The organism is Rhizobium sp. SRI_017 (genome assembly GCF_057586295.1).
The window spans coordinates 265,258-284,888 of the sequence record NZ_JBYCZP010000007.1 but is presented as its reverse complement, the minus strand read 5'-3'; the positions used below and the strand labels follow the sequence as shown (position 1 = coordinate 284,888).

Genomic DNA, 19,631 nt, shown 5'->3' with positions numbered 1-19,631 from the left:
CGTGCCGCAGGTCGAATTCACCAATATCGTCAAGCGTTTCGGCGCGCTCACGGTCATGCAGGATCTCAGCCTGCGCGTCGAGGACGGCGAATTCTTGGTCCTGCTCGGCCCGTCGGGCTGCGGCAAGACCACGCTGCTCAACATGCTGGCCGGCCTGCAGGACGTGACGTCGGGTACGATCACGATCGGTGGCCGCGACGTTACCGAACTTGACCCCAAGGATCGCGGCCTTGCCATGGTCTTCCAGTCCTATGCGCTCTATCCGACCAAGACCGTGCGCGGAAACCTGAAATTCGGGCTCTCGGCGCAGAAGCTGGACAGCGCCGAAATCGAGCGCCGGGTCAACTGGGCGGCGAGGCTGCTGCAGATCGACAAACTCCTCGACCGCAAGCCGGCGCAACTCTCAGGCGGCCAGCGCCAGCGCGTCGCCATCGGCCGTGCGCTCGTCAAGAATGTCGATGTCTTCCTCTTTGACGAACCGCTTTCCAATCTCGATGCGAAGCTGCGCACGGAAATGCGCCTTGAGATCAAGCGGCTACATCACGAACTCGCCAAGACGATCGTCTTCGTGACCCACGACCAGGTCGAGGCCATGACGATGGCGACCCGGATTGCCGTCATGGATGCCGGCGTGATCCAGCAGATCGGCACGCCCGACGAGATCTACGAACGGCCTGCCAATCTCTTCGTCGCCCGCTTTATCGGCTCGCCGGCCATGAACACACTGCCAGCAATCGTGGATCGAAGCAAAGGATCGACAGCCGCCGTCCATGTCCCCACCGGCGCGCGGATCGACCTTTCCGGTTACCGCTTCCTGAAGGAGCCAAGGGATGGCGACGCCGTCGTCATCGGTCTGCGACCCGAACATTTCGACATCGGTGGTCAGGCGCTGTCCGACACAGGCGCGCGGTTCTCGCTGCCCGTCCGCTACACCGAGAAGAACGGCACCGACGTGACCGCCTTCCTCGACTCCAAGGACGGCCAGCTGCTGGCCGCGCGCTTCGACACCAAGCACCATCATGTCCCCGCGATAGGGGAGGTCATGGACATCCATTTTCCAAGGGACCGTTTCGACCTCTTCGACGCGGCCTCGGAGAAAAGAATCTAGGCCACAAGGCCGGATGAACGCAGGGAGGAAATGGCAATGAAATCGATTCTGAAAGGCATTTTTCTCGCATTTTCCATGACTGTCGCGCCGGCCGCCGGCGCACAGGCTGCAGAGCTGACGATGTTTCACTCCTGGTCGAACGAGAGCGAAATTTCGGCCCTCAACGTCTTCGTCAATGCACTTAAGGCGAAAGGCAATACGATCAAGGAACTGGCGATACCCCACGAGCAATCCGGCGCCGGCGGCCCGATCGTCGCGCTCGTGATCGCCGGCACGCCGCCGAACATCTTCCTGACCGGCAATGCCGATGTCTTTCGTGACCTCAAGACCCGCGGGATGAGCCAGAGCGTCGGCGAGTATTTCGACAAGATCGGTGCAACGGAGAAGTTCCCGCCTGCCGTGCGCGAGGCCATCAAGGTCGATGGCGACGTGGTCAAGATCCCCTCGGGCATCCATATCGACGGCATGGTCTACTACAACATCAAGGTCGCCAAGGCAGCGGGCGTCGACCCGAATTCCTGGACCAGTTTCGACGCCATGTTCGCCGACATGGAGAAGGTGAAGGCGGCCGGCTATAATTTCATGGCCATGGGCGGCAACACCTTCCAGGCCGGCTATCTCTTCCATGCGCTGATGGCCGGCATTGCCGGGCCGGACGTCTACAACAGGTTCTATCGCGTCGATGCTGGCGGCAAGCCGGACGCGACCGTGTTTGACGAGAAGGGATTGCGTGACGCCATCGAGGCCTTCCGCAAGATCACCGCGCAGGCCGACGAAGGCTGGACGAACCGGCAATGGAACGAATCCACCAACACTGTGATCGCCGGCAAGACGCTGATGCATTTCCACGGCGACTGGATGAAGGGCCAGTGGAAGGCGAGCAAGAAGGTGCTTGGCGAAGACTATAGTTGCATCAACCTGCCCGGCACAAAGGCACTCTCGGTGACAGTCGATGCGATGGGCATCCTCGGCGGCCCATCCGTTTCACCCGAGCAACTCGCTGCCGAGTTCGACATGGCTTCCATCGCCGTCGATCCTATCAAGAACGCCGAGTTCGCCTCCTTCAAGGGCTCGACGCCGGTCCGCACCGACGCGCCGGTCGATAAGCTCGATGCCTGCAACAAGCTGGTACTGGACTCGCTGGCAAAGGATAATTTCTGGGTGCTCAACCCGTTCTACATCAGCGATTCCGACTGGATCAACTCGGTCTGGAATACGATGTTCGCCTTCCAGGGCGATGCGTCAATGACGACAGACGCCGCCGTTGCCATGCTGAAGAGCGAATACGAGTCGATCTTCAAGTAACAATCGGAGTGCTCCCGAAGGCCGCGTCCCAGGCGGCCATCCTCCCAAGGGCGAGAGCGCAACAAGCTGCGCTCTCGCTTTATTGAGGGGTGTTCAGTCCATCTGGCGACGTCAGCCCCCTCTGCGCGCACCGAATTCTGTGCCTCCAGCATCGCGGGCAAGATCGGTCAGCAAGCCTGCGGCGACGGTGATGCGGGCGAGGTTCGGTTCACCGCTGTCGCTAAGGGCCGAGAGTTCCTCGACGATGCGGTTGATACGAACCTGGTCACCGGAATGCCAGGCCTCGACCGGACGTTTCTCCTTGCCGTGATTGGCGAGCGCGGCGATCACGATGTCACGCCGGGAGGTGGCGATCTGGTCGATACTGCGGGCCAGCGCCAGACTCTCGTAATGGTCCGACGTGACGATCCTGTTGCCCGCCGCAAGAAGGCGCTCGACGCGGAAGGTCTGCGACACGTCGAAATAGCCCTCGGCAGCACGCGCCAGTGGGGCCTCGGTACGCTCGACGATCTGCATGATCTCCGGCAACAAGGCAAACGCCGAGAGGCCCGCGATTTCGTCCGCCAGCTTCTCCGGCACGCCGCCGTCGACATACTCTGTCCGGCGCGTGGTATATTCCGCCGACCGCTGTCCGGCCAACGTCGGCTTGAGTTCCTTGAGCATGGCTTGAATGGTGCCGATGACGCTGGACATGTCATCCTTCACCATAGCGGTCTTCAACAGAAGGCGCGTGAGCACGGTGAAGACATGGCCAATTTCCGCATAAAGACGATTCTGCATCTGTCCGGAAATCTTGCCATCGAGCGCGTCGGTCTCCGTCCATAACCGTGTGAGGTGGAAACCGTCACGGGCGATGATCGACGCGCGCACGACATCCGGCGCGGCGGCGGCCGTCGCATCCATCATGTTGACGACGAAGGGCGGACCGCCACGATTGATCGCCTCGTTGGCGAGGACGGTCGCAATGATCTCGCGGCGCAGCCGATGGCTTGCAATATCGGCAGCGTTCGACTTCCGCATCTTCGCCGGGAAATATTGGGCGAGCGTTGCTTCGAAATAGGGATCGTCGGGCAGCGGGCTCGCGACCAGCGCATCGAAGAGCACGATCTTGGCATAGGAGAGCAGAACGCCGATTTCTGCGCGGGTCAGCGGCTTTCCCGCCGCATAGCGCTCGGCAAGCGCGGCCTCGTCAGGCAAGGTTTCGACCTTACGGTTCAGTTGCTTCGTGGCTTCGAGCACGGCCATGAGGCGCGCCAATTCCAGACCGTTGGCGGTGCCCTTCCGCTCCGTCAGCGAAATCGCCAGCGATTGCAGATAATTGTTGCGCAACACGAGTTCTGCCACCTCCTCGGTCATCGACGGCAGCAGCTGGTCGCGCTTCGCCCGCGTCAGCCGGCCGTCGTGCATGGCAGCGGCAAGCGCGATCTTGATATTGACCTCGACATCCGAGGTATTGACGCCGGCCGAATTGTCGATCGCGTCGGAATTGCAGCGGCCACCCTTCAGCCCATAGGCGATACGCCCCTTCTGGGTGACACCAAGATTTGCACCCTCGCCGATCACCTTGGCACGCACCTCATCCGCGGGAATACGGATCGGATCGTTGGCGCGGTCCCCAACTTCGGCGTCGGTTTCCGAGGCCGATTTGACATAGGTGCCGATGCCCCCGAACCAGAGCAGGTCGACGGAACTCCTGAGGATTGCACTCATGATCTCGAACGGCGTTGCGACGCTCTTGTCGATCCCGATGGCGGATACCGCTTCGGGTGTCAGCGTCACCGATTTCGAGGCGCGGGAGATGATCATCGCCCCTTTCGAGAGCACGCTCTTGTCGAAATCCTGCCAGCTCGAGCGCGGCAGATTGAACAGCCGCTGACGCTCGACCAGCGTCTTTGCCATATCCGGGTCAGGATCGATGAAGATGTCGCGATGATCGAACGCGGCGACGAGCCGAATCTTGGGCGAAAGCAGCATACCGTTGCCGAACACGTCACCCGACATGTCGCCGACACCGGCCACCGTAAACGGCGTGGTCTGGATGTCGATATTCATCTCGCGGAAATGGCGTTTCGCCGTTTCCCAGGCGCCACGGGCCGTAATCCCCATCTTCTTGTGGTCGTAACCCGCCGAACCGCCGGAAGCGAAGGCATCATCCAGCCAGAAGGCCGCCTCCTGCGCGAGCGCATTGGCAGTGTCGGAGAAGGTCGCGGTGCCCTTGTCGGCTGCAACGACGAAATAGGGATCGTCCCCGTCCAGCCTGGCCGTATCCTTCGGCGGCACGATGTCAGCGCCCGAGATGTTGTCGGTGATCGAGAGCAGCGTGCGGATATAGGTCTTGTAGGCCTCGCGGCCGGCATTGAAGACCTCTTCGCGGCTGCCGCCCGTCGGGAGCTTCTTGGGAAAGAAGCCGCCCTTGGCGCCAACTGGGACGATGACGGCATTCTTGACCTGCTGTGCCTTGACGAGGCCCAGCACCTCAGTCCGGTAGTCCTCGGCACGATCCGACCAGCGCAGGCCGCCGCGCGCGACCTTTCCGAAACGCAGATGGACGCCTTCGACCTCGACGCCATAGACGAAGATTTCGCGGAACGGACGCGGTGCCGGCAAGCCATCGACCAGCTTTGGGTCGAGCTTGAACGCCAGCATCGCCTTCGGCGATCCGTCGGAATTGCGCTGGAAATAGTTGGTGCGCAAGGTGGCGTCGATGACGTTGACGTAGCGGCGGAGAATGCGGTCGTCGTCGAGGCTTGGCACGTCGGAAAGCGCAGCTTCGATCGTTGCATGCAGGCCCTCGAGCTTCTTGGTGCGCGCTTTTCCCGCAAGCTTGATGTCGTGCTCATCGTGGAAGAGACGAAACAGGTTCGCGGCGATCTCAGGATATTCATCCAGCGTCTCGGCGATATAGTCCTGCGAATAGGCAATGCCGGCCTGGCGCAGGTAGCGCGCATAGGCTCTGAGCACATTGGCTTCGCGCGCCGAAAGTCCGGCGGAGAGGATCAGCCGGTTGAAGCGGTCATTGTCGATTGTGCCGTTGAAAGCGGCGACGAACGCCTCTTCGAGCGCCGCGCCATATCGTTCGAGATCGATCATGCGGCCACCGACGGCCTCGACCTTCATATCGTGCAGAACGACCAACTTCATTGCGCCCTCGGCAGCCGGCACCTCGATATCGAAGGTTCGTTCGCTGACGGCATTGAAGCCGAGATTTTCCAGGAGCGGCACCCGGCGCGACAGTGCGAGCTGACCGCCTGCATGGAAAATCTTGAGCGACAGGGCCGGGCCGTGCTCCTCCTCCCGGTGATAGAATTTGATGCGGATCGGCTCGCCCGTGGCACAGGCGAGGATGTCAGGAAGATCGGCCACCGTCTCCTCGGGCGTGAAGGAGTCCTGGAAGGCGTTGTCGACGTGGATCCTGCCTGTCTCGTGTCCGGCCAGGGCCTCGAAGCGCTGAACCCAGCGCGTGGTGATGCCACGGATTGCATCTTCGAGCGCTGCCTGGGGAACACGCGGCGTCTTGCCGCCCGACCGGCCGATGATGAAATGCACGCGTGCCACGCCGCCTTCCGGAAAGGCTGGATAATAGGCGGAGACACGGCCCTCATAGACGGTCTTGAGATAGGTCCCGATCTTCTCGCGGACGATGGAATCGTACTCCTCGCGCGGCACATAGACGAGGACGGAGACGAACCGATCGAAGTGATCGATGCGCGGCAGCACGCGCACACGCGGCCGATCGGCCAGATCGTTGATCTGTTCGGCGAAACTTGCAAGCAATGTCGCATCGATCTGGAAGAGGTCGTCACGAGGATAGGAATCGAGCGTGTTGGCCAGCATGCGCCCCGAATGGCTCATCGGGTCGAAACCGAAATGGGCCTTGACCCGATCGACCTTGGAACGCAGGAGCGGGATCTCGTCCGGGGTGGAGGTATAAGCTGTCGACGTAAAGAGGCCCACGATGCGCAGTTCGCCAGTGACATTGCCCTTGTCGTCGAAGCGCTTGACGCCGACATAATCCATATAGCCGCGGCGATGCACGACCGATTTCACGTTGGCCTTGGTCACGATCAGAAAGTCGGGGCCATCGAGGAAGGCAAGGATTTCCGGGGTAGTGGTCACGGCGTCGGAGCCGGTGCGGAGCACACGGACATCGGGGTCCGACAGAATGCCGAGGCCGGCGCCCTTGTCGCGCTCGACCTTGGCGTCCAATCCCTTGCCGGAATAGACATATTCGCGCATGCCGAGGAAAGTGAAGTTGCCGTTGCGAAGCCAGGTCAGGAAGGCGACGGCTTCGTCGCAATCCGCCTTCCGGCGGCCGGCATCATGGGCCGATAGTTCCTCGATGACGGTGTCGACCTTGGCAAGCATCGGTTTCCAATCGGAAACTGCGAGCCGCACCTGCTCGAGCAATGTTTGCACACGCTTCGCAAGATCGGCGGACTGCTGCTCGGTCAGCGGCGCGAGGTGGAGCTGGATGTGGCTGACGCGGCTGGCCTGAGCGCCGGTATGTTCAGACGAATAGAGTTCCGGAGACTTGCCCTTCTCGACAACCAGAATCGGGTGGACCGCCATATAGAGGTCGCGATAGCTGCTCGTCACCTCGCCCATGACCGACTCATAAAGAAAGGGCTTGTTGTGATCGGTGACCGAAAGCACCGAGACCGCCACGCCGCCAGGCTCGACATTTGCGATGGGTTCGATGCTGACGCGGGACATCTTGCCATCCCATGCGGCCAGCTCGCTAGCCGAATGGATGGCCGAAAAGGCCAGCATTTCCGGGGTATAGAGCTTGAGGTCGTCATCGCTCGCTCGATTGAAGAGAATTGCGGGGTCGAGATGCGGCTTCCCAGTCCCCGCGGCAACCTCCCGCGCACTATCGAACTGCTTTCGCCTCTTGAGTTCAGGTTTTCCCGCCATTGGTCGCTCCTCCGATTGACGTATTTTTTTGATATGGCCGCACCAACATCACCATAACCAACTTCTTCTGTTGTGGCTTCGAAAGAAATGCATTGTCCCCCGCGACTGCGCAGCCTTTCCTGTGTGCCTGACCTGAGAGGTAGGCGTGCCGGAGACATGGTTACACTTTTCGGTCTTGATCGGAATCGAACTCACAACCCAGCGATTTCCGCGATCCGGAAGGGCGTCAGGTCATGGATCTCGAAAACGAACCCGCTCGATCGGACATCGGCGATCCGGCAATGCCTCGTCGAAGGCGGTCGGTCTTCCTAATTGAAGCGCTGGATGTTTCCGTCGTGGCGGGCCTGAGCATTGTGCCCCCCATTTGCATCAACGCCGTAGGTCAGCCGGCGATCATTTCGCTCAGCCGGGCAAAGCCGGAATGTGGGCGGAGGTGCCGCCATCGACGACGATCATCTGGCCGGTGATGTAGCGGGCCTCGTCGGAGGCCGGGAAGGCCACGGCGACGTATAGGGAAAGGTCGGCGTCCACCAGACCTCGGTCGACATGCTGTTGCCGCGGTCGCCGAGATTGTCGACAGAGGAGGGAAGAGCAGGCCCGCTGTGATCGTGCAGATCTTCGGCGTGAAGCCGACCTGGATCGCCTGGTTCCAGAACGTGGCGAGATGGTTTTCGAAGGCATGACCCGCGATGATCTCGACGCCGGCATCCTTGAAGGCGGCGATCTGGGTCGAGAAATCGTCGGTGTCCATGCGGAACAGGCCGGCGTCGATGACGTCATAACCGGCGGCCTTGAAGGCGGGCGGGAAGCCGAATTGCGGATGGCTCATCGCGCGGCCGCCATCATTGTCGGCATAGAGCGTGCCGACCTTCTTGTTGGTCGGCAGCGTGTCCCACATCTTGGCATAGGCGGCGCCGAGTTCGTCGGCGCCCTAGAAGAAGTGGTAGGTAAAGGGAAAGCCCTTTTCCGGATTGTAGTTTCGCTGAAAGGCCCAGCCCTGCCAGGGGCCCGCCGGTCGAGATCTGCGGAATGCCGCGCGCATCGGCAATATTGGCGATGGCCGTACCACCCTCGGCGTCGGAGACCAGGATGATATCGGGCTGATCGTTGAGGATCAGTTCGTTGCCGACCTGCAGCGAACGGGTCGGGTTGGACTGGTTGTCCTTGACGATGATCTCGACGGCATAGGTCTTGCCGATGATTTCGATACCGTTCGCCAGTGGGGCATTGATGGCTTCGATCTTATGGTCGGTGGAGGCGCCGAACGAGGCGCGGATACCGGAAAGCGGCACGACGCAGCCGATCTTGATCGTGTCCTCGGCTGCCGACGCCCGGCGGACCCAGGTAGCGACAGCGCCGTGGTCGCCACAGCGAGCTTGCCGGCACCAACCAGCAGGCCACGCCGTTCAATATTGATGCCTGATATGTCCGAACCGGATCTTCCGCTCATCCCAACCTCCCAAGATCGTTCAAGAATCTCGCGTGCGCCATGACCCTGTTCCCTCCCAGGTCGGGGCTTGCCTGCGACAGTTTCTCGTTTATACATTCAACCAATGTTTGGTAAGGACGGATGGTTGGAGATCAGCTATCAGTTTCATCGATAGGCCGGGGGCTATCTGCCGGTGGAACGGGAACAGGAGCTGAACCCGGATCTGAGGAGACGATGATGACGGACGAGGGTGCCGCGAAGAAGAGCAGGCCGGCTGTGACGCAGACACGGCAGAATGGCGAGGAAACCCGCGCCAAGATCATCAACGCGGCCGAATTGCTGTTCGGCAGGCTGTCCTTCGACACGGTGTCGCTGCGCGATATCACGATCGAGGCGGGGGTGACGCTGGCGCTGGCCAGCTATCACTTCCGAACCAAGGAGAATCTCTTTGCGGCCGTCGTTGCGCGCCGCGCCGAAGTGATGAACCGCATTCGGCGCGAGCGGCTGGCGGCCCTGGACAAGAAGGGAAAACTGACACTCGAAGCGCTGCTCGACGCCTTCATGCATCCGCTGTTCGAACAGATGAAGGGCGATGACGAGGGCTGGCGGGCTTATCTTCTGCTACTGGCCTCGATGGGCACGAGCGAGCGCTGGCTGCCCTATCTGCACGAGAATTTCGACGAGACCGCCAATCTGTTCATCGAGCGGCTGAAAGTGCTTTTGCCTGACGTCGAGGAGGAGGACCTGCTGCGCGGCTTCTCGATGATCCTGGTGCTGATGCTGCAGACGGTGTCGAAGAACCGGCGCCTCGATACGCTGTCCGACGGACGCTATCTGAGCTCCGACCTCGACAAGTCCTATGCGCTGCTCTTGAAATTCGCGCTGGCCGGGATCAATGCGCTGAGGAAGGGCTGAAACTCACCCCTTGTGGGCAATTATGATGGGCGCCGCATTCCGCGCGCTTCGCTCGTCGTCAACAATTCACTCAAGATCGACGAGCTCGAGATGAGTGGCGGCTCGCCGCAGGAGAAGGCGGCCTGATGGGCGCTTCGATGAAGGCGATCGCCGAGCCCATAGATAGGGGCAATCGGGAACGCTGGCGGGGCCAGCCGCGCATCGGGCCACTGCGCGCTGGCCTCGTCGGGTGTCACGGCGACCGGCGACATGCTGCAGGGCGGCTTGGCCTGCACCCAGCCGAAGCCGGTCTTCATCTCGATCGGGGCGATGCGGCGAAGCGACCAGTCGTTGATCTGGACAAGCAACCGGATATGGCCGAGCGCGGCGTCGACCGATGTGCCCATCGGCACCCGGTCGGTGATGACGCCATATTCGCCCTCGAAATCGATGTCGTCGCCTTCCGAGGGAAGGGGAATATCATCGGTCGCGCCATAGAAGCAGTCGGAGACGCCCTGATACATCAGCGGCCGGTTGGTCCGTTCCTTCTTGATGCCGAAGATCGTGTCCATGAGGTTGCCGTGGCTTTCGAAGGCCGAGCCGTCGAGCCATTGCCAGGCGCGGGGCAGGGGGGCCATCGCCGCCGAGAGATCGAAGGCGATAGCGGGCGCGGCGTTGCCGGCATTCAGCGCGTCGTATTCCGCGGTCAGATCGGCGACGACGTTGGTCCAGTCCTCGAGCGCCTGCTGCAACGTCTTCGAAGCGGATGCGGGCGCGGCGCGCTTGAGGTCGCGCGAAACGACGTGGAGCCGTCCGTCCGGCGTCCCGTCCCTGAGGGTTGCGAGTTTCATACATCCTCCCTTGAACAGTCTAGAATGATCCGTCGACGAACGCGTCGGCATCGGTGTCGCGATGAAAGCCGAGCCGGTCGGCGATTGCCGTTTCCAGCGGCGGATAGGAGCCGAACAGCGCGACGAGCTGGTCGTCCGGTACGTAGGTCACTTTCGACCGGCTGTCGGGAAAGCGGCGGAAGAGGGCCTGCACCAGCTCCTCGAAGGACAGATGCAGCGCCGGCAGGGTGAAGGCGCGATCACAGCCCAAGACGTCCGCGGCCAGGCGCCCCGCATGCAGGAAATTGCGTGCCGCCGCGTCGACGGACGTGAACCAGGTCCTCGATGACGGATGGACCGGCAGCGCGATATCCTCGCCTCGCATGATCGCGTAGAAAACGCGGCTCATGAAGGCGGTCCGCAGGCGGGCATCGGCGCCATCGCGCGCCATCACGCCCGAGAGCCGGAGCGACACGCCATCAAGCCAGCCGCGGGCGACGAAGTTCGAGATCGCCACCTCCAACATCAGCTTCTGGGCGCCATAGACCATGACCGGCCCTGTTGGCGTCTGGTCGGTCACCAGATCAGGCATCGGCTTGGCGAAGACGGCAATCGTCGAGGCGAAGACGAGCCGCACGCCCGGCACGCGATCGCGCAGGAATTCGATGAGGTCGAGCGAGGCATCGACATTCACCTTGCGGGCGAGCGCATAATTGGCCTCGGCCGCGCCGCCCAGGATCGAGGCGAGGAGATAGACCTCTGTCGCGCCTTCGAGCGCTGCGAGCGCTTGTGGATCGGTGAAACTGGCCTGGATGGACACTACATGCGCGTCACCACCCGGTGCGGTCGTGGGCACGGTGTCGATGAGAACAAGTTCGTCGTCCGCGCGGCTGCCCTCCGCCACCAGCTTCGAGAGGCGCTGCCCAAGGAACCCGCCAGCGCCGATGATGACCGTCTTCATGTTCGATCCGAAATATTGATTGGTTGGTCAAGCAGCAAACTATCCTCTTTGGGACAGAATGCAATCCATGGGTCTATCGGTTCTATCGATAGGCCATATCGAAACCTCCCGTTTGTTCGATCAAACGTTCAGCGTTATCGATGCCCCAAATTTGCCGGAGGAGAGATATGGCTGAGTGGCTCAAGCAGGGGGCTGAACCGTCCAAGGTCGCGGATCAGGACCGGAAGGTCCGCGAGGTCGTCGAGGCCACGCTTCTGGAAATCGAGACCCGTGGCGACGAGGCCGTGCGCGAGCTCTCGATCAAGTTCGACGGCTGGGATCGCGAGGACTATCGCCTGAGCCAGGCGGAGATTGACGACTGCCTTTCGCAGCTCACCCCGCGAGACATTGCCGACATCCGGTTCGCCCAGGCGCAGGTCCGCAATTTCGCCGAGATCCAGCGTGGATCGATCCTGGATGTCGAGGTCGAGACCCTGCCGGGCGTGGTGCTGGGCCACAAGAATGTGCCGGTGCAGGCCGCCGGCTGCTATGTGCCGGGCGGCAAATATCCGCTGCTTGCCTCCGCGCATATGTCCGTGATCACAGCCAAGGTGGCCGGCGTGCCGCGTGTGGTCACCTGCGCACCGCCCTACAAGGGCAAGCTGGCGCCCGCGATCGTTGCCGCGCAATATCTCGCCGGGGCGGACGAGATCTATGCGCTCGGCGGCATCCAGGCCGTTGGTGCGATGGCGCTGGGCACGAAATCAATCGCGCCGGTCGATATGCTGGTCGGGCCGGGCAATGCCTTCGTGGCGGAAGCCAAGCGGCAGCTTTTCGGCCGCGTCGGCATCGACCTTTTCGCCGGTCCCACCGAGACGCTTGTTATCGCCGAGGTCTCCTGACCCGCGACGATGTCGATCATGACAGGATCGGCATTTTCGCCCTGTCGCTGGGCGGTTATTTCGCGCCGCGCGTGGCAGGCATGGACAGCCGCTTCAAGCTCTGCGCCGTGATGGGCGCCAACCACAATTGGGGCGAGATGCAGCGCCGCCGCCAGTCGCGCGAGGGCGACCGGCCGGTCCCGCATTATTGGGACCATTTCATGTGGGTCTTCGGCAGCGCGACCATCGAGGAATTCATGGAATGGGCGCCGAAGATGGATCTGACCGGCGTGGTCAAGAACATCCGCGCGCCCTTCCTCATCACCCATGGCGGCGGCGACCGGCAGATCCCGATCGAATAATGCCCAACAGAGCTATGACGAGGCAGCCGACAGCGCCAAGCGCACGCTCTACATTACCAAAGCTGATGAGTTCGAGATCGAGCATTGCGGTGCCGGCAATGGCACCATCCTGCGCGGCTACATTGCCGACTGGATTTCAGAGACTTTTGGCGAAATGGTGTGAGAGTCCCATACTTTGCTTGAATTCCTCGAATTCTGACGCTATTTTGCGTCAGAATGATTGGCGCCGGAGTTCAACCCATGGCACTCGCCCAATATGCTGATGATGGCATCTTCGCACCGCGCAAGATCGCGGATGCCTTCCGCACGACCAGCGAGGAGATCGCCCAGACGACCGGCCTAGGACGCGATGCGATCCAGCGCAAGGAGCGCATCCGTTCGGACAAGACCCAGCGGCGTCTCAGGGAAATGGTTGAAATCGTCAACAAGATCGAGCCGCGTTTCGGCTCGGCGCTGGTGGCCTATGCCTGGTATCGCTCCGAACCGCTGGCCGGCTTTTCCGGCCAGACGGCCATGCAGCTCGTGCGCAACGGCAGGGCGGCCGAGGTGCTTGACTATGTCGATGCGGTCGATGCAGGCGTTTATGCCTGACGCGCATGCATTATCGGGGCACGCTTTTCCGCGCACTCAATCCCGTCCATGCCCGCGAACCGATGTCCGGTCGAGTCGCGGAGCTTTATGGCGGCCGCTTCAATCCCAAGGGAATGCCCGCGCTCTATACCGCGCTCAGCGTCATGACCGCGCTCCGGGAAGCCAATCAGGTCGGGCATCTGCAGCCGACGACACTGGTGTCCTACCAGGCCGACATCGGCGCGGTTTTTGACGGCCGCGATACAGCGGCGCTCCGGTCCCAGGATCTCGGGCCCGACGATCTCTCCGATCAGAGCTGGCGCGACCATGGAGAAGCCCGGACGCAGACACTGGCGCGACGGCTGATCGCCGCCGGCTATAATGGGCTTCTCGTCAGAAGTTATGCGCCGGGCGCGGGACCCGACGATTGGAATCTGGTTCTCTGGACATGGAGCACATCCGGTGGCGCCCGCCTCACACTGATCGACAACGAGAACCGCCTGTCGCGATAGGCTCTACCAGTAGATCAGAGGCAGGCCCGCCACCGGGCTGCGGAAATAGGGAATGCGGTTGCCGCGGAGCGAGCCGAGATAGACGGTCTTGAGATCCGGCCCACCAAAGGTGAGGCTCGCCATCCACGGGCAGAGTGTGCCGGTCGCCTGCGCCATCAGGTCCGGTGTCACGCGACCTTCCTCCCAGGCCTTGTCGAGAATGGCGGTCTTGTCGGGCTGGCCGTCGTCGAGCAGAGTCAGGAGATCGCCCTCGGGCGTAATGGCGACGAGCCGGTCGGCCATGATCAGCGTCGTCCAAAGATTGCCGAAACTGTCGAAGGCGATGCCGTCGCAGAAGCCACCGACATTGGACGGGCCGTAGACCTCGGGGTTGGTGAGCCGGGCATCGTCCGTGACGCGGAAGCGGGTGATGTTGCGCGAGGTCGTCTCCGCCACATAGAGCCACTCCTCCTTGGCATCGAAGCGCAGCTCGTTGGTGCCGCAGAGGTCTTCGGCGACGATCCGGACTCCGCGCTCGTCGATGACGGCGATGTAGCCGTCCCGGCTCATGGTCTTCACGTGATCCGTCCACGGAATCATCTGGGTGGTGACGGTCAGCCAGAGGCGGCCCCTCCTGTCGCGGGTCACGAAATTCGCCTTGCCGATCGGCCTGCCGTCGATGTTGTCGAGCAGCACTCGGCTCTCGCCATTGCGCCTCATCAGTTCCAGCCGGTCAGTGCCGAAATTGGCGATCAGGAAATCGCCGTTGGCATCGAAGGCGAGCCCGTTCGGCAGGCTTCCCCTGGTGTTGACATAGCGATCCTCGAAGAAAGATTCCTCTGCTGTGCCCAATCCCTTTTGCAGGACCAGTTCCTGCGTGCCGTCGGGCGCGATCCGCATCACGCCGCCCCGCGCGTCCGCGGCCCAGAGCGTGCCGTCGCGCTCCGCCAGAATGCATTCGGGCCTTTCGAGATCATGGCCGATGAAGCGAATGGCCTCGCGTTCGACCACGAAACCTTCAAGCGGATTCTTCACCTTTGTCCTCTCGATTCAATCCAAATACTGCTTGTACAACTAACCAAGAATATTTGCATGGCTTTGTCAAGCCGCCCTCGCCGGAGGCGCTGAAAATCTCGGGGTGGGAACAAATATGTTCCTCCTTCTCAGGCGTTTGAGCCTTCATTAGAACAGGCGGAAGTCGGGGTCGACGTTGGAGGAGGGAGGTTTGGGCAACCATCGCGGCCTTCGTCGGTCTGGTCCATCATCGCCATGAAGGCGCCCATCGGGAAGGGCGGCGCGTAGAGGCCCGACATGAACATCGGCAGGAAGGCCATGGATTTCATCGCAAAGCGCCGATAGGCCTCGGCATCGCGGGCTGAGAATTCGGCGATGCCCTGGCAGGTCCTGTCGAGATCCCTGGAGAGCTTGACTGCGGTACGGGCTCCAGAATGGCGTCGTCGCGGTCAAGCAGGATGAGGCGCGCGCCGGCGGCGCCGAAGAGTTCGGCGATCGCACGGCCCAGCCCGCCACCAGCGCCGGTGATGAGCGCGGTCCGGCCCTGGAGGCCTAAGAGATCGTTGATACCAGCCATTCAGCGCCCCTAAGGCTCTCGGCGATCTCGGGCGCGAAGGCGCCATCGATCAGCACGAACGCCATCCGTGCCATCTGACCGGAGCGGTTGGCCCAGGCATGATTGGTGCCGCGTTGCACCACGACGGAGCCCGGTCGGAGGACAACCAATTAGTCATCGAGGATGAGGATCAGTTCGCCCTGGATCAGGATGCCATAGTCGATCGACTCGGTGCGATGCATCAGCGGATGCGGCGAGTCGGCGCGAACAGTCGAAGCCTTCTCGTCACCGATCTCGGCGAAGGCCGCTTTCATCGAGGCCGCACCATGCCTGAGGAAATCCTCGCTGTCGGGCGGGATGTCGACGAAGCGAATGCGCGTGCCGTGTCGGGGTGGGGCAAGAGCAAGGGCTCCGAGTGTCGGGTCATTGCCGTTGTCGACCGGCGCAGGCGTGGCCGCGGTCGACCAGACTTCATGAAACACCGTGCACGGGATGGCTTCGAGACGGTGAACCGAGGGCAGGGGACCCTTGGAGGTGACGTGAGCCGCGCTATCGAGCCGGTGCCCGGTCACGACCCTTCGATCGGCGGAAGTTCGGCATGGGGCGGCTGCGGCATGGGCCTGTTCTCTTCGATGACGGAACAGTCATACGGACGCTCGGGGCGGGCAGTGAAATCGTTTTTTCGGATTTGCGCTATCGGCCGGGCGAATTGGCGGTGGGGTCTACCTCGACTTGACAACACGCAAGCAAAGCTAATTAGCTGGTCAGCTAACCAATAAAGTGCGGTGATCAAACTCCGGGAGGCCGATCCCGCTTGCTGGTCACGGCGCATCGGGACGGAGAGCAGCAAGGCCTGGTTTGAAACGAGCGCTCATCGCAGCGCAGATCGGCGCCGCCGCGGCACGTGCCGCGCTCTGGGCGGCCGGCAATGCGACGGGGATCGCCGAAACGGGCGTGTGCCCGTATGCAACACTACCGCCCCCCGCATATTAAGGAAGGTGCCAGGAGGACCTGGGGGTTTTGTCCCATCACGCCGCCAAGTGCTCGGCGATTTTTGCCACCGGCAAATGGACGAGATCCTTGTCGAGTTCTCCGACAATCGATGCCCTAACGGCGTCCGAGATGATATTCCTCAGCTCCGCCAGAGCCTTGGGCGGGGCGACAAGAACGAGCGCGTTGAACTCTTCACGACCCTTCGCAATTTCAACAGCCTCTACGGCAAGTTCGAGAAAACGCCGCCCGGCGATAGCATGCCAGTCGGTCTGCTGCACGCTGCTATGATGGCTGCCGGCATACACTGTGCCAGGCGCGTCCGCGCCCTGTTCATGCGTCGACGGATTGTCTGGCGCCTCGAGCACCTTTCTCACCTCCAACTGCGGAACAACGGGCGTGCCTTTGTTGACGAGCAGGATTGCCTTGCTGTGATCGGCGACCATGATCCATGCGCCATTCGGGATACTGACCTTCTTCATCGAACGCTCCTCATCATCTTCAAACCGACTTTGGCCCTGATGGGTCGAGGCGGCTTTGACCGAAGTCAACGAGATTGGCGATGTTTGCGAGAAGGTCATCGCTGAGACGTGACGATGCTGGTCGGAGACGTCATGACCAGAACGGCCGGTCTGGCAAACCAGCTCACTGCGTCCGCCGCGTCGCAAAGCTCATGCTTGATCACCCCGAGCCGTCTTCGCGAAGGAACTCGGCCGCCGCGGGCCGCCGATTTGGTCCGGTCAGGACTCGATTGCCCGCCGGATCTTTCGAATTATCACCCCGCGAGACTTGTCGTCGGCAGCGCTTCGCAACTCGTTGTTCAGGTCTTGGAGCAATACCTGGTAATCGTTGTTCCAGTCACGGTGCCCTGCGAGATCGGGGTCAATGCGTGGCATAGGTACGGAAGTCGATATGTCCACCGGACCTTGGGCTTCCAGCCGGAAGGCCGAGTCGAGACGCGGGATGTAAATTTGATTTTCGGGCACGACATTGCAAGCGCGTGATTTCATCGATGCGAGCGCATCCTCTTCGCCATGGACGAGAAATACCGCTTGTGCGATTGGCAGCCGATCGCGCAGCCACTGTTCCAATTCAGGTCCGTCCGCGTGGCCGCTATAGGCATCAATCGATCGGATGCGGGCGCGCACCGCGATTTCTTCACCCTGTATTCTCACGGTCGGTGCTCCATCCGCCAAAATGCGCCCGAGCGTCCCCGCGGCCTGGAAGCCGACCAACAGCACCGTGCCTTCCTCGCGCCAAAGCCAATTCTTTAGCCGGTGGCGGATGCGTCCGGCCTCGCACATGCCACTTGCCGCGATCACGATGTGGAAGCCCTGGACATAGTCAAGCGACTTCGATTGTTCCGCACTCTCGGTGAAGCGGACGTTTTTCGACCGCATGGCGCGGACCATGGCGTCACCGTGTTCCAGTTCGTTCTTGTGTGCCATGAAGATCTCGCTTGCCCGCGTGGCCAGCGGCGAGTCGATGAAGACAGGACAGGTGGGGATTTCCCCTCGCTCCATGAGCAAGAACAGGTCGGCCAGCAATTCCTGCGTACGTTCGACCGCGAAAGAGGGGATGATCAAGGCGCCGTTCCGGTGGCGCGCTGCGGTGCGGACTTCGTCGCCGAGTATCTTCTGTCGGCCGGCATCGGTGGCGTCAATTCGATCCGTATCGCCATACGTGCTTTCGCAAACCACGTAATCCCAACCCTTCGGCGCCACGGGGCCGGTTTGCAGCAGTTTGTGTTCGGGGCCAATGTCACCCGAAAACAGAATCCGAACGGGTTTCTCGTCGCCGATTTCCATTTCAACCGAGGCCGAACCCAGCAGGTGTCCGGCGTTCCAGAAACGGACGCGAACGCCCGGCGCCACCGCCTGCCAGAGCTCGAAGGGCACCGGTTGAAACTGATGCAGCATTTTGAAAGCGTCGTCAGCGGTATAGATCGGCTCGACGATGGCGCGCGCTTGCAAGCGGTTGCGGCGGTTGCGCTGTTCGACCTCCACTTCCTGGATATGCCCCGAGTCCGGGAGCATGACGCTGCAAAGATCTACCGTGGCTGGTGTCGCGAATATCTTCCCGTCGTATCCCTGCTTCGTGAGCTTGGGGAGAACGCCGGAATGGTCGATATGTGCATGAGTCAAGACGACGGCGTCGATCTGCCCGATTTCGAAGGGAAAGGCGCGATAGTTGAGTTCCTTTTCGGTTTTTGACCCCTGAAACAGACCGCAGTCGACGATCACGAGAGCCGCTTCGGTCTGGATGGCATAGCAGGAGCCGGTGACGGTCCCTGCGGCGCCATGAAATCTGATCGTGGGATATTGCATCTATCGTCTCCCTGAACATCCATGGCATCTATGCAACCTGAGGCAGGCCAGCATTTGTCGGCTCATTCCGTTCGGAACGATCTCCGTCACGTTCGCTTCGCATTCTCGGCAATGCACTCCATGCAGAGTGCTGCATGGGGAACCGCGTCCAGGCGCTCCTCTGACATCGGGCGGCCGCATTTGGCGCAGCGACCGTACGTGCCGTTGTCGATGCGGGCCAATGCTGCCTCGATGGCCTTGAGTTCAGCGAGGCCGGCCTCCCCGAGAGATTCCAGAACTTCTTCATCTTCCCGCTCGGTCGCACGATCATCGTCATCATTGCTCCTGGGAATGTCCAGATCTCCCTCGATTCGCCGAAGGCGGTCCAAAAGCTCATTTTGCCGCCCAGTAAGTCGGCTTCGATAATTTGCTGTCTGCATCTGGAACTCCCATCGGCGAGTGGCAGGGATCGCACATTGCTCACCCCTAATCTTAACTTATGCCTTCACTGCGAAATCGATGACCGCTTACTGGTGCTGCGGGTCTCCGCCACGTCGCTTCAAAAAGCGCAGCAGCAAGCCCAAAAGTGGAGCAACAATGCCAACCAGCGTCCCACCCGTCGTGGCGCTGCGCAGGAGCGCCTGAACATTGGCAAAGTCACTGCCGGCGAGCCGAGCTTCTTCAATCAGCGAGTCAAATGCCATCTTGTGCATATCATGCGCGATCTGCAGATCATTTCTTGGCCGACGATAAGCGGCTAGTGTGACGAGCAACGCGGAAAATGCCAGGCTTCCCAGCCCTACCGCGATGGCTGCCCAGATCATCCCGCACAGATCCCTGAGCGCAAAAAAAATCGCGATCCCAAGCATGACCAGTCCAAACACCCAGACGCAAAAAGCGGCTGCGCGAAGCACGATTTCGGACAGGCGCGCCTTGAAGGCCGCTTCGGCGATCATTGCGTCGGCCTTGGCGAGGAGCCTGAGCGACTGGATCATGTTGTCGATGCGCATGGGTCCCTCCGGCAGCAGAAGCTGCCCGTTG

At 61.5% G+C, this 19,631-nt stretch carries 19 protein-coding genes and 2 pseudogenes; 8 read left to right on the top strand and 13 right to left on the bottom strand.

Features of this window, described 5'->3' with window-relative positions:
• Window position 1: 1 nt before the first annotated feature.
• A complete protein-coding gene (locus AC2YI2_RS17785) occupies window positions 2-1,108 on the top strand; it encodes an ABC transporter ATP-binding protein (protein ID WP_487387826.1) in 1,107 nt (368 codons plus the stop codon).
• 36 nt (window positions 1,109-1,144) lie between these two features.
• Entirely contained in the window at window positions 1,145-2,413 is a 1,269-nt protein-coding gene (locus tag AC2YI2_RS17780) for an ABC transporter substrate-binding protein (RefSeq protein ID WP_487387825.1), read from the top strand.
• Between the two features lie 111 nt (window positions 2,414-2,524).
• On the opposite strand, the gene AC2YI2_RS17775 is transcribed toward AC2YI2_RS17780, so the two are convergent.
• From AC2YI2_RS17775 to AC2YI2_RS17765, 3 genes are all read right to left on the bottom strand, one after another.
• A complete protein-coding gene (locus tag AC2YI2_RS17775; protein WP_487387824.1) occupies window positions 2,525-7,327 on the bottom strand; it encodes an NAD-glutamate dehydrogenase in 4,803 nt (1,600 codons plus the stop codon).
• Between the two features lie 382 nt (window positions 7,328-7,709).
• Window positions 7,710-8,225, bottom strand: coding sequence for an ABC transporter substrate-binding protein (locus AC2YI2_RS17770; protein WP_487387823.1), 516 nt, complete (start codon window positions 8,223-8,225; stop codon window positions 7,710-7,712).
• Window positions 8,170-8,631 (bottom strand): ABC transporter substrate-binding protein, encoded by a 462-nt coding sequence (locus AC2YI2_RS17765; protein WP_487387858.1) that lies wholly within the window; start codon window positions 8,629-8,631, stop codon window positions 8,170-8,172. The genes AC2YI2_RS17770 and AC2YI2_RS17765 overlap by 56 nt, the downstream gene beginning before the upstream one ends.
• Before the next feature lie 362 nt (window positions 8,632-8,993).
• Between AC2YI2_RS17765 and AC2YI2_RS17760 the strand changes: the two genes are divergently transcribed.
• Entirely contained in the window at window positions 8,994-9,671 is a 678-nt protein-coding gene (locus tag AC2YI2_RS17760) for a TetR/AcrR family transcriptional regulator (protein WP_487387822.1), read from the top strand.
• Between the two features lie 20 nt (window positions 9,672-9,691).
• On the opposite strand, the gene AC2YI2_RS17755 is transcribed toward AC2YI2_RS17760, so the two are convergent.
• Window positions 9,692-10,501, bottom strand: coding sequence for a fumarylacetoacetate hydrolase family protein (locus AC2YI2_RS17755; protein ID WP_487387821.1), 810 nt, complete (start codon window positions 10,499-10,501; stop codon window positions 9,692-9,694).
• A gap of 19 nt (window positions 10,502-10,520) precedes the next feature.
• Entirely contained in the window at window positions 10,521-11,441 is a 921-nt protein-coding gene (locus tag AC2YI2_RS17750) for an NAD-dependent epimerase/dehydratase family protein (RefSeq protein ID WP_487387820.1), read from the bottom strand.
• Between the two features lie 167 nt (window positions 11,442-11,608).
• On the opposite strand from AC2YI2_RS17750, the pseudogene AC2YI2_RS17745 reads away from it, so the two are divergent.
• From AC2YI2_RS17745 to AC2YI2_RS17725, 5 genes and pseudogenes are all read left to right on the top strand, one after another.
• Window positions 11,609-12,313, top strand: a pseudogene (locus AC2YI2_RS17745) (histidinol dehydrogenase); the annotation flags it as partial.
• A gap of 89 nt (window positions 12,314-12,402) precedes the next feature.
• Window positions 12,403-12,663 carry a hypothetical protein gene (locus tag AC2YI2_RS17740; protein WP_487387819.1) on the top strand — a complete coding sequence of 87 codons (261 nt, stop codon included), beginning with the start codon at window positions 12,403-12,405 and terminating at the stop codon, window positions 12,661-12,663.
• On the top strand, window positions 12,629-12,826 hold the full coding sequence (locus AC2YI2_RS17735; RefSeq protein WP_487387818.1) for a hypothetical protein: 198 nt from the start codon (window positions 12,629-12,631) through the stop codon (window positions 12,824-12,826). Before AC2YI2_RS17740 ends, AC2YI2_RS17735 begins: the two co-directional genes overlap by 35 nt.
• Before the next feature lie 77 nt (window positions 12,827-12,903).
• Window positions 12,904-13,254 carry an antitoxin Xre/MbcA/ParS toxin-binding domain-containing protein gene (locus AC2YI2_RS17730; protein ID WP_487387817.1) on the top strand — a complete coding sequence of 117 codons (351 nt, stop codon included), beginning with the start codon at window positions 12,904-12,906 and terminating at the stop codon, window positions 13,252-13,254.
• A 5-nt stretch (window positions 13,255-13,259) separates the two neighbouring features.
• Complete coding sequence (locus AC2YI2_RS17725) at window positions 13,260-13,745, top strand: RES family NAD+ phosphorylase (protein ID WP_487387816.1); 486 nt, start codon at window positions 13,260-13,262, stop codon at window positions 13,743-13,745.
• A gap of 3 nt (window positions 13,746-13,748) precedes the next feature.
• On the opposite strand, the gene AC2YI2_RS17720 is transcribed toward AC2YI2_RS17725, so the two are convergent.
• The 8 genes and pseudogenes from AC2YI2_RS17720 to AC2YI2_RS17685 form a co-directional block, all read right to left on the bottom strand.
• Window positions 13,749-14,759, bottom strand: coding sequence for an SMP-30/gluconolactonase/LRE family protein (locus tag AC2YI2_RS17720; protein WP_487387815.1), 1,011 nt, complete (start codon window positions 14,757-14,759; stop codon window positions 13,749-13,751).
• A gap of 128 nt (window positions 14,760-14,887) precedes the next feature.
• Window positions 14,888-15,067: a hypothetical protein gene (locus AC2YI2_RS17715; RefSeq protein ID WP_487387814.1), complete on the bottom strand. Its 180-nt coding sequence runs from the start codon at window positions 15,065-15,067 to the stop codon at window positions 14,888-14,890.
• A complete protein-coding gene (locus tag AC2YI2_RS17710) occupies window positions 15,064-15,315 on the bottom strand; it encodes an SDR family NAD(P)-dependent oxidoreductase (RefSeq protein ID WP_487387813.1) in 252 nt (83 codons plus the stop codon). The genes AC2YI2_RS17715 and AC2YI2_RS17710 overlap by 4 nt, the downstream gene beginning before the upstream one ends.
• Window positions 15,291-15,866 (bottom strand): annotated as a pseudogene (locus tag AC2YI2_RS17705) (cupin domain-containing protein). Before AC2YI2_RS17705 ends, AC2YI2_RS17710 begins: the two are co-directional and overlap by 25 nt.
• A gap of 456 nt (window positions 15,867-16,322) precedes the next feature.
• Window positions 16,323-16,766, bottom strand: a complete 444-nt coding sequence (locus tag AC2YI2_RS17700) for a baeRF12 domain-containing protein (protein ID WP_487387812.1) — start codon at window positions 16,764-16,766, stop codon at window positions 16,323-16,325.
• Between the two features lie 258 nt (window positions 16,767-17,024).
• Window positions 17,025-18,611: an MBL fold metallo-hydrolase gene (locus tag AC2YI2_RS17695; RefSeq protein ID WP_487387811.1), complete on the bottom strand. Its 1,587-nt coding sequence runs from the start codon at window positions 18,609-18,611 to the stop codon at window positions 17,025-17,027.
• 86 nt (window positions 18,612-18,697) lie between these two features.
• On the bottom strand, window positions 18,698-19,030 hold the full coding sequence (locus tag AC2YI2_RS17690) for a TraR/DksA family transcriptional regulator (protein ID WP_487387810.1): 333 nt from the start codon (window positions 19,028-19,030) through the stop codon (window positions 18,698-18,700).
• An 87-nt stretch (window positions 19,031-19,117) separates the two neighbouring features.
• Window positions 19,118-19,600, bottom strand: a complete 483-nt coding sequence (locus AC2YI2_RS17685; protein ID WP_487387809.1) for a hypothetical protein — start codon at window positions 19,598-19,600, stop codon at window positions 19,118-19,120.
• Window positions 19,601-19,631: the final 31 nt, after the last annotated feature.